The sequence below is a fragment of the Endozoicomonas atrinae genome (assembly GCF_001647025.1).
Lineage (GTDB): Bacteria > Pseudomonadota > Gammaproteobacteria > Pseudomonadales > Endozoicomonadaceae > Endozoicomonas > Endozoicomonas atrinae.
Window position 1 is genome coordinate 1 of sequence record NZ_LUKQ02000219.1, and the last position, 9,007, is coordinate 9,007.

Annotated in this window: 6 protein-coding genes; 4 read left to right on the forward strand and 2 right to left on the reverse strand. The window is 47.9% G+C overall.

Annotated features, from left to right (window positions below; all coding sequences use genetic code 11):
• Positions 1-269 precede the first annotated feature (269 nt).
• Both tamB and tamA read right to left on the reverse strand, forming a co-directional pair.
• Positions 270-4,148, reverse strand: coding sequence for an autotransporter assembly complex protein TamB (gene tamB, locus AK963_RS21710; protein ID WP_066017516.1), 3,879 nt, complete (start codon positions 4,146-4,148; stop codon positions 270-272).
• The gene (gene tamA / locus AK963_RS21715; protein WP_083232834.1) at positions 4,145-5,917 is read right to left on the reverse strand and encodes an autotransporter assembly complex protein TamA; all 1,773 of its coding nucleotides are present in this window, start codon (positions 5,915-5,917) and stop codon (positions 4,145-4,147) included. Before tamA ends, tamB begins: the two co-directional genes overlap by 4 nt.
• 612 nt (positions 5,918-6,529) lie before the next feature.
• On the opposite strand from tamA, the gene rpsF reads away from it, so the two are divergent.
• From rpsF to rplI, 4 genes are all read left to right on the forward strand, one after another.
• Positions 6,530-6,958 carry a 30S ribosomal protein S6 gene (gene rpsF, locus AK963_RS21720; RefSeq protein ID WP_066017517.1) on the forward strand — a complete coding sequence of 143 codons (429 nt, stop codon included), beginning with the start codon at positions 6,530-6,532 and terminating at the stop codon, positions 6,956-6,958.
• 88 nt (positions 6,959-7,046) lie between these two features.
• Complete coding sequence (gene rpsR, locus AK963_RS21725; protein ID WP_020584246.1) at positions 7,047-7,271, forward strand: 30S ribosomal protein S18; 225 nt, start codon at positions 7,047-7,049, stop codon at positions 7,269-7,271.
• Between the two features lie 21 nt (positions 7,272-7,292).
• Complete coding sequence (locus AK963_RS21730; protein WP_066017518.1) at positions 7,293-8,165, forward strand: hypothetical protein; 873 nt, start codon at positions 7,293-7,295, stop codon at positions 8,163-8,165.
• Between the two features lie 25 nt (positions 8,166-8,190).
• Positions 8,191-8,637, forward strand: coding sequence for a 50S ribosomal protein L9 (rplI, locus tag AK963_RS21735; RefSeq protein WP_066017519.1), 447 nt, complete (start codon positions 8,191-8,193; stop codon positions 8,635-8,637).
• Positions 8,638-9,007: the final 370 nt, after the last annotated feature.

The window sequence follows — 9,007 nt, forward strand, 5'->3', positions numbered from 1 at the left end:
AAATCAACATGCCCAAAACCTTCGGGTAGCTGTGGTCGACGAGACATCTGTTCCAGATAAAATGCTTGGTAATGATGCCTGAGCATAGCTGGATTCAGGTTAAGGATTTAGAAATTACGATTGGTATTAAATCTTAGTGAAGAAAACAGAGTCGCGAATAAATAGCTTACCAGATAGTTATCGCTATGATCGGTTAAAGGCAATACTTGAATGCGCCGAGTCAAATCGTTCTGGGGTATTAGCTTCCTTCAGTCTGAGTCTGAATAGATCTATTTTTTCCCTGTCTCAATTTTAAACTGATAGAAAAGGTCTATAGCCTGGGCAACACCGCTTATGGCCTGAAGGTAAAGTCGTGGCATTAATTCGTAGCGCACTTTAACTTCGGCAATGGAGTTAAAAACACCGGCGCCATATTGAACCCTCAGACCAGGGGCAATCGTGCCGCCAATGGTGACCTGAGTATCATCACCGCTGCCCTGAGTATCCAGAGTGACGTCAGAAAGACCGATTTTTTCACCAATGGATGTAACTACACCACCAAACTGACTGACACCGAAACCGATCAGCATGGACTGTACTGCCGAACTGTCACCATCTTCGAGTCCCCGGCCTCTGAGCAGGTAAGACCACTGCTCCTGCTGTGACATGGATGGGTCAGAGTATATGGAAAACTCCGGTCGGGATGGTGGTCCGCTAACCTGAATACCTACTGATACATCGTCTTCTATACTTTCAGGATTTCGTATTGCATTGACTGCAAGGTAAGGGCTTGAGAGGGGGCCGGAGAAAATAATGTTACCTTCTTTAATCAGCAGATCCTGACCAAATTGATGGTAGCGGCCATTGATCAGTTGAATAGAACCATCGGCAACCATTGGTTTTCCAGGCTGGAGGTCAAGCAGCAAATGCCCTCCAAGATCTGACTTCAGACCATAAGCGTCAATTTTGATATCTTTGCCTAATACCACATTCACATCCATGGAGAATGGAGGAGCTGCGTGCAACAGAGTTTCTCTGGTTCCCGGAGTGATGATCACGACATCATCTGAGGGGGTAACGGCCTGCTTGGGCAGTTGCTTGATTCTCACTCTTGCCCAGGGAATGGTAATGTTACCGGTCAGGGTTTGAGCTTCTCCCATCGTCAGCTTCAAATTGGGAGAGGCTCTCAGCTGGAGGATTCCTGGAACTTTGCCTCCAAGGTCCTGGCCTTTGATTTCAATAACACCGGAAGGGGGCATTTGTTGCCAGTCCAGGTTACCTGACAACTGCATTTCTCCATCGCCTACCTTCATGCTTCCACTGATGTCACCCTTATTGCCATCCACATTCAGCTCAGTGATCAGACTGCTGACTTTGACCATTTCCTGTTTGGCGGCCAGTTGTCCTTCACTGAGTTTCAGGTTGCCGAAAAGCAGGGGTTCTTTCAGTGTTCCGCTCATGCGCGTGTCAGCTGATAAAACGCCATCAATGTTACTAATATCCGGAATCAGTGGTTGCAGAAAGTACAGGCGCATATCCTGCAGCCTGGCTTGCCCACTCAGTTTCTGGTCACTTTGTATATTGTCGATGGCCAGATTGATATGGGCAGTTCCCAGTTGTTTTGAGTCAAAGTTAAATTCTGCCTTGAGATCATCCTCGTTAAGGTTAATAACAGTTGAGAGTTTCTGGTATTTCACGGAAACCGGATTCTCTGAATTACTGGTGACTTCACCCGGAGTGGTTTGGAGTTGGATATGTGCTGTTGGATGGTCATTATTCCATTGGATATCACCGCTGCCTGAGAGTATGGCCTGCCAGTTAAGGTTTTCTGGCAGGAATGGTTTCAGGTTTGACAGGTTAAAGTCTGATAGCTGGAAGCGTGTCGCTCCTTGACTGGCTGAAAATGTTGATGCGTCAATACAGAGCCTTGCGGGTTTGGCGAGCCAGCATTGTTCAGTCAGTCTTACTTCATTTGTAGGATTCAGCAGAATGTTGACGGGCTTTTCCAGAGACCAGTTATCCACCGGTGAGGCTATACTGGCACTGGCTAATTGACCCTGCCATTTCGCGTTGTTATTGCCATGGGCTCCCTGCCATCCCCCTTTAATGAGCAGCTCGCCGGACAACGGTTCGCCCTGAGACTTAAAAGATATTTGATGCTTCCGTTCACTGCCGCTGGCATTTAGCTGTAACTGTTTCAATTGAATACTGCCACTGTTTAGAGAGCCCGCCTCAACAGTGATGTTACCTTCCAGTAATGTCGCTTTGGTTAATTCACCATTAACGTTTAATTGGCGGAAGCTGGCCTGTTGAACGTTTATAGACGGACTATCAAAACTGAATAAGAGCTTTGGATGTTCATCGCTCCCAGAGAGTTTAACGCTGCCTTTTATGGAGCCATTCAGTTCAGGGGAAATAACGTCCAGAGTATTTGCATCAAGTTTGGCTGTCAGGGATAACTGTTCTGCGATTTGTCCACTGATGCTAAGACGGTTATCGCCAAGCGCGGCATACAGGTTTTGAATATTGACCTTAAGAGGTAGCAAGGCCACTGACCTGGCACGATTGTCTGCTTCCAGTCTGCCTTTTAGCTCCAGGGCATTGTTCTGCAGTGAACCATTGATGTTGAGCTCCGGGATGCTTAGCTGCCATGAACCATCCCTCATAATGAATTGAGTGTTTATTTTGCCACTCAACACTCCGGGAAGGTCACGCAGCCACAACTCTGGCTTCAGTTTTGAGAGAAGAATATGCCCTTGCCAGTTAACCCCATCTTTCCAGCTAACGTTTCCGGTCAGGATCAGAGGTTTTTCTGAAAGATTTCTTTCATCAGCAGGGTTGAGTGACAGTGTTTTAATATTCAGCTGCTCCAAACTGCCAGAGGCATCTAAACTCATCTGAGTTGCTGGCTGATCAGCCACTTTCATGGCAGCGTCCAGTGAGAGCTGATATTGATTAAGGTTGCCAGTAATCCTGGCTACGCCGTTGGAAGTTGAGAATTCTGGTAACTTACCTTGTAGTGGCCATTGGAGCTTGGGCCACTTAAGCGCAAGGTTTAGAGGAAAGTTGGGGGCAAAAGGGCCAATATTTCCTTCAAGTGTCGTATTGATTGAGCCTTCAGTGGAAAGCAGCAATTGCAGCTTAGTGAGATCTCCTGAGGCTTCCAGTGATAGCTTATCTCCTTTAATGGCTGTCAGCTCAGGGATATTGAAATCATCCAGAATTGTGGCATCCAGGTTCATAGTTAATGGGTAATTTTCAGATAGCTGTATCTCACCGTTTAAAAGAATATTTGCCCTGGTTTGCTCTGCCTTAAGTTTGAGGTTGGTGATGTGAGTCGCTTGCCAGTTGAAACTCAGCTTCAGCTCTTTAAGTGTTTCATCAATATCACCCTGCTGATAGCGGGCATTCGTCAGTGTGAAATTTTCCAGACTGATAGGAATTGGGAGCTTTATTTCCGGAAGTGTGATTGTTGAGAGATCAACTCCTGCCGACGTTTGTTTTTTGAGCGTTGAAGTCTTTGAGGTTGGCGTTGCGCTTTCCTGGTTTGTTAACAAAATCTGAAGATTATCTGCCAGAGCTTCAGGGATAAGCAGCTGGCTATCCAGCAAATGGGCGTTTGCGGTAAAGGTTTCCAGGGAAATCTTTGTTCCAGGGACCGTGACGCTAAAATTCTGGATATGGATCTGATTGATCAGAATATCCAGAGGAATGTTGATGGTTGTATCAGCAGTCGGGGGCTCTGACGGATTTGTCTCTTCAGCTGCTGGCTGAATCTCAAGGTTGCCGCCTTTGACTTCCACCAGCTGAACCGGCAGCTGCCTTGTTAACAGTTTTGCAAGTTGCCACTTAAGCGTTATCTCATCTGCCTGGAAAGTGACCTGGCTATCCTGCCATTGGAAATTCTTAATATTCCAGCCTGTCATCAGCTGACCTTCAGTCAGCTCTCCAGCAAGTGCGGGAAGAGAGTTGCTCAGCTGGCGCCAGAGCAGGGCGTTGCCAGTCTGAGTAAAAAGCAGCAGTGATGCAAGTATGACCAGGGTAGTCAGGAAGATTGCCGTGACTAATATGCACCGTTTTATCAGAGAGGCTCTTTTCACAGGGCTCTGCTCTGTTCCTCTTGGGGCTGTCTCAGCATCTTCAGATTTACGGTTTGGAGCTCTGTTCATAGATCAGGCCCCATGGAGAAGTGGATTCGCCAGGGAGAGCCGGGCTCACTGATGGCAAAGGCAAAGTCCAGCTTTAAAGGACCTAAGGGCGTAACCCAGCGTATGCCTGGACCTATCCCTGTTTTCCATTCAACCTGATCTTGTTTGTAGGAGTTGGTTGATGTTCCGCTGTCAACAAAGAAGGCAATGCGCCAGTTATCAATAATTTCATAGTCATACTCAATGCTGGCGACAGAAAGGTACTGGCCACCAATCAGCTGACCGCTGCTGTCCCTTGGGGATATGCTGTCATAACTGTAGCCACGGACTGTCTGGTCACCACCGGTAAAAAACCGGATGGAGGGAGGAATGTTTTTAATTTCATCCACCCAGATAGCGCCCTGCTCGATTCTGCTGATAAACCGGTGATGCTTGAAGAACGTGGTCAGCCATTTGGCCCGACCCCACACTTTGATAAAGTCAGCGTCGGACTGCCAGGCCTTGGCAGAGGTTTCGATTTTTATGTTGTAGAGATGTCCGGAGCGTGGATCCATTGGGTTGCCAACCACTTTCCGGCGATCAAATGACATGCCTGGGATCAGCAACAGGTTACTGCTGTTCTGCAGCCCCTGGGTGTAGTTCTCATAATCCACCCGGATAAAGAAGTCCTGATCCCAGTTACCCAGTCGCTTTTTCCACTTGTTAATCGAAGCGGAAACAAGCTGACTGTCTGTATCCTGTATTGTGGTTCTCTGGTAACCACCGTCCAGGCTGTAGTATTCGAGGAGGGGGTTGCCATACGGGATTTTATAGCGCCCACTGAGTTCCTGTACTTTTTGGGATACTTTAATGTCGCTGGTAAAACTGTGGCCTTTTTCATCCATCCATGGATTATCAATACTCAGGGATACCCTCGGGCCTTCGTCCGTTGAGAAACCGATACCTGTTTCAAGCTCCCAGGCTGTTTTTGGGATCACACTGACGAAAATCGGAACTTCGGCATCAACCGCTTTATCCTTGAGAGGGCGGACTTCAATGGACTTAAAGTACCCGGTTGCTGAAAAATCCATATTCAACTGGCTGAGTTTTTCAGAGCGATACGGTTGTCCCCGTTCAAAATTGATCATGGTATTAAGCAACTCACGGGTAGCCTTACTAACCGGGGCGTCATAAATAACCGGCCCGAACCGATATCGTCTGCCAGAATTCATGGTCAGAGAAATGTCAGCCGTATGTTTGTTCGGGTACACTTTTATCTGGTGTTCACTCAGGTCAGCATCAAAATAACCGCGAGTAAGGGCCAGATCATTGAGTCCTGTTTTCAGAGACTCATATTCACCATCATTCAGCACATCGCCTACTTTAAGACGGTTCTGCCTGATCAGCCGTTTAAACGCCCGGTCTTTTCTGGCATCACCTTCCAGACTGACTTGCAGGGACTGGATGATAACCGGCTGGCCGGGGTTGATATTGATGGTGAGCTGATTGGTTGTCTTCCTGCTTCTGTGAAATTCAATGGTAGGCTGGTAATAGCCCAGGGCCCTTAGTGACTTTTGCAATGCTTCCCTGATTTCAAGCCGGTATTCATCAAGTTGTCTGGGTTTGATGGCAGGCAGGTTATCAAGATACAGTGACGCATTTTGCTTCAACTCTTTGTCTAACCCATTGATTTTATAAGTCAGAGGTTTTGCTGCCCAGGCTGATGCAGAAAAAAACAGGATGACAAGAAGCCAAGGGCCGATTCGCCGTTTCGGTTTATGAATGAGTGCTGTGCTTTCGTGATGGGCCATACTTCAATGATAGTGGGTAGACATTCCCGGTAAAAGAAACTGTCAAACTGTCGGTAGCTGAGGGTTCGAGCTCTCTGGAGCCTATATCAATTTTTAGAACATAACTCTCATTATCAAGTGGTTCCGAAATAGACCCATTTGAGCAGCCATCCTTTATGCAAGCCCTTGTTTCATATTGCCTTTTGATGCGTTAAAGCATTAAGGGGTAAATGGAGTGAGTATGTTATCAGCTTTTATGGATATGGGAGGACTTCCTGTTTATTGTCAGCTATTTATTATCATAGCCTGCCCGGCCCCCTATCGGACTGATGGTTTGATTGTATATCTAAAGAGGTAAATCACCATCGTGATACCGGATATTACCAATGGGGCAGGCAGTGTCTCCCCTTGCAACCAGCGTAACAAATCTCTAGAATTCCCGCTCTTTATATGATCCGGCCAATCTGTCCGGCGTATATTTCGCTCTCAATGGTACTTCTCGATTAAGAGGGGCTATTCATTGTGAGTGTAGTAATCGGTGAGCGCCTGCGCTCACACTCTCCTTGCCTTACTGCTTTAAATAGAAATTTTTCGAACAGAGCAGGAGGCTATTTAACCCGTAAGGAGCAAATAATGCGTCATTACGAAATCGTTTTCCTGGTCCACCCTGACCAGAGCGAGCAAGTACCTGCCATGGTTGAGCGCTACACTCGCGCTATCACCGAAAATGGTGGCAAGGTACACCGTCTTGAAGACTGGGGTCGTCGTCAGCTGGCTTACCCAATCAACAAGATCCACAAAGCTCACTATGTTCTGATGAACATTGAGTGCGGTAACGAAACTCTGGATGAGCTGACGGAAAACTTCCGCTACAACGATGCGGTAATCCGTAACATGGTTATTCGTCGTGATGAAGCCGTTACTGAAGCTTCTATCATGCTGCAGTCTGAAGAGAAGCGTGATCGTCGTGACGATCGTCGTGAAGACCGCCGTGAAGACCGCAGTGAAGAACGTGCCTCTGAAGAAGCCGTTGAAGACGAAGTAGAAGAGTCTGAAGAGTAAGACCTGACTCGCAGTCATTCACGACTGCTCAGGTTCATGCTTTAACCAGCTCTTTACCATACAAGCATAAATCCAAGGAGGCGTTGCCATGGCACGTTTTTTCCGTCGCAGAAAGTTCTGCCGTTTTACCGCTGAAGGCGTGAAAGAGATCGATTACAAAGATCTGAACACTCTGAAAGCTTATGTTTCTGAAACCGGCAAGATCGTTCCTAGCCGTATCACCGGTACCAAGGCTCGTTACCAGCGTCAGCTGGCAACAGCGATCAAACGCGCTCGTTACGTGGCTCTGCTGCCATACACCGATCGTCACTGATTAATTCATAGGGTATAGCTGATGCGTGGACTGGCGGAACTGGCAATGCGTGGCCCGAAACAGGCAATGGTCCTGGCCACTGTGTTTGCCTGTATTCCCATGCTCTTCTGGGTGAGTGCAGCCATCATTTCACTGGTCGTACTGCGTCGCGGTGCCAGTGAAGGGCTGAAAATGCTCGCCTGGGCGGTGTTGCCGGGTATTGCCTGGGCAGCAATGGGACAGTTCTCCACGATCATCGGTTTGACAACTACCGTGGCTTTGGCCCTGGTATTACGCCAAACGGTTTCCTGGCAAAAAACACTACTGGCGCTGCTGCCTGCCGGAGCTTTAATTGCTCTGATACTGGCACAGCTGGCTCCACAGCAAATCTCCCTGATCAGCGATTTAGTCATGACATTTATTCGTGACTACGTTAAGCAGGCAGGGCAGAGTACGGACGACTTAGTAGCAGGCATAAGGCCGTTGGTGGAATACGGGGTTATTGGTGTGGTCACCTGGTTTAACCTGGTGAGTTGCATTCTCGGGTTGGTGCTGGCCAGATCCTGGCAGGCACAACTTTATAACCCGGGTGGATTTCGTGAAGAATTTCATCAGATCCGACTGCCATTAACGGTAGCCATGGGGCTTCTGGCATTCACCCTGGTGGGGGCAACCTTTGTGCCTTTCCTGCTGGTGCTGGTTCCTGCAGCTACGCTGCCACTGTTGGTGGCGGGGCTTGCCATGATCCATGGACTGGTCGGAATGAGACAACTTGGAAGCTTCTGGTTGGTAGGGTTTTACATCCTGTTGATTTTTGTCACGCAACTGGCGTACCCGGTCATTGTTTTAACTGCATGTCTGGACAGTCTTTTTGATTTTCGCGCTCGCGCGAATAACCGACTGCATCAGGGATGACAGGTACTAGATAGAGGCTAGCGAAATGGAAGTAATCCTGCTCGAAAAAATTGCCAAGCTTGGTAAGCTGGGCGACAAGGTCACCGTTAAGAACGGTTATGGCCGTAACTTTCTGATTCCTTTTGGTAAGGCTCTGCCTGCTACTGAAGCGAATCTGGCTACTTTCGAAGCTCGTCGTGCTGAGCTTGAGAAAGCGGCTAACGATCAACTGAGCGGTGCTCAGAAGCGCGCTGAAGAAATGGCTGAAATCGAACTGACCCTGATCGCCAAAGCGGGCGACGAAGGCAAGCTGTTCGGTTCTATCGGTCCTCGTGACCTGGCCGAAGCCATCACTTCTGCCGGTGTTGCTGTTGCCAAGAGCGAAATCCGTCTGCCAGAAGGCCCAATCCGTGCTGTTGGTGAGTACGACGTTGGTATCCAGCTGCATTCTGACGTTGCTGCAACTATCAAGGTGTTTATCGAAGCTGAATAATCAGCTCGGTTAACCGATAGTAAAAAACCCGGAGCTCAATGAGCTGCCGGGTTTTTTTGTTACTAATACCAATCGAACTTCCTAACTACGCTATTGCGCTGGCGATATGGATGCCAACCCTGCGTTGGAATTCCTCGCAATACCCGAGGGCATAAATAGCCCCACTATTACTCGTCATTCCGCCTTGCTCTGTCGTCTATATCACCATGCTCATTACGGTAGTTAGAAAGCACGATTGGTATAATACCAATTTCATTTTCAAAATATGTCACGAATTCTGCGATTGCCTTTATACTTTAAATAGCCTGTTGTTCATCCCGTTAATGTCATGCCTAAAACTCCCGATTTTCCTGAAAACTTTCACGATGCA

What these genes read in the sequence shown, in the direction of transcription:
- tamA (WP_083232834.1), bottom strand. Translation starts at nt 5,917, where the DNA reads ATGGCCCATCACGAAAGCACAGCACTCATTCATAAACCGAAACGGCGA.
- rpsR (WP_020584246.1), top strand. Translation starts at nt 7,047, where the DNA reads ATGGCACGTTTTTTCCGTCGCAGAAAGTTCTGCCGTTTTACCGCTGAA.
- rpsF (WP_066017517.1), top strand. Translation starts at nt 6,530, where the DNA reads ATGCGTCATTACGAAATCGTTTTCCTGGTCCACCCTGACCAGAGCGAG.
- rplI (WP_066017519.1), top strand. Translation starts at nt 8,191, where the DNA reads ATGGAAGTAATCCTGCTCGAAAAAATTGCCAAGCTTGGTAAGCTGGGC.
- AK963_RS21730 (WP_066017518.1), top strand. Translation starts at nt 7,293, where the DNA reads ATGCGTGGACTGGCGGAACTGGCAATGCGTGGCCCGAAACAGGCAATG.
- tamB (WP_066017516.1), bottom strand. Translation starts at nt 4,148, where the DNA reads ATGAACAGAGCTCCAAACCGTAAATCTGAAGATGCTGAGACAGCCCCA.